This is a genomic window from Caballeronia terrestris, from assembly GCF_001544515.1.
Classification (GTDB): Bacteria; Pseudomonadota; Gammaproteobacteria; order Burkholderiales; family Burkholderiaceae; genus Caballeronia; species Caballeronia terrestris.
The window spans coordinates 1-803 of the sequence record NZ_FCOL02000550.1; the positions used below are offsets into that span (position 1 = coordinate 1).

Here is an 803-nt window from a genome sequence, read left to right on the forward strand (position 1 = left end):
GAAATACATTCGTAATCCTTTGGTAAGCAGTTTTGAATGACCTCATGCGTGCGCGGGCTAAATTCGACGCTTTCAGCATATGAGGGTAAACGACCCAAGGCAAGCGCTTGCGCAAGCGCTTGCCTATGCTTAAGCTTCACTCGCGGCAGATAAAGAAGACGAATCCCCATCGAAATGGGAGGAGACATGGACGCGCACATCCGACGGGCTTGGCACGTTGCGCTATGAATGCGCCGCTGATGGAACTCTGCGACATCCAGACTCGCATTGGCGGTGTCCATGAGCTTGCAGGCGTCGACTTCGATCTCGCCGCAGGCAAGGTGCACGTTCTGCTCGGCGAAAACGGCGCGGGCCAATCGACGCTGACGGGAGTGCTGTCGGGCGCCGTTCCTCCCGACGCCGGGTCTATGTCGCTCGACGGTCATCCCGCGAGTATCGCGAACCCGCGCGAAGCCGACGCCGCAGGCATCGTCATGATTCCGCAGGTGCCGGGTCTCGACATCGCGGGCAATCTCTTTTGCGGCAACGAGATCGTCGGGAACGGCTTGCCTGCTGCCGCCGAAATGCGGCGCCGCGCGCAGGACCTGCTGGCCCGCGCGGGCGTGTCGCTCCATGCGAGTCTCTCTGTCGCCAACCCGCGCATGGGCAAGCGGCAACTCGTCGCGATCGCCAAGGCGCTGTCGGCCAAGGCGCGCATTCTGCTAATGGATGAACCGGACGCGGCTTTGTCAGCCGTCGAGGCGGATCATCTCTTCACCATCGTAAAGAAGCTCTTCGGGCGCGGCGTGGGGATCGTCTACATC

The 803-nt window shown here is 61.5% G+C and carries 2 protein-coding genes; one reads left to right on the top strand and one right to left on the bottom strand.

Annotation, left to right across the window (positions count from 1 at the left end):
- A partial coding sequence (locus AWB67_RS42900) for a hypothetical protein (protein ID WP_235025636.1) occupies nucleotides 1-188 on the bottom strand: 188 nt, incomplete at its 3' end.
- A gap of 36 nt (nucleotides 189-224) precedes the next feature.
- Here AWB67_RS42900 and AWB67_RS38875 point away from each other — a divergent pair.
- Nucleotides 225-803 (top strand): ATP-binding cassette domain-containing protein (locus AWB67_RS38875; protein ID WP_143746844.1); only part of this gene is annotated, 579 nt, incomplete at its 3' end.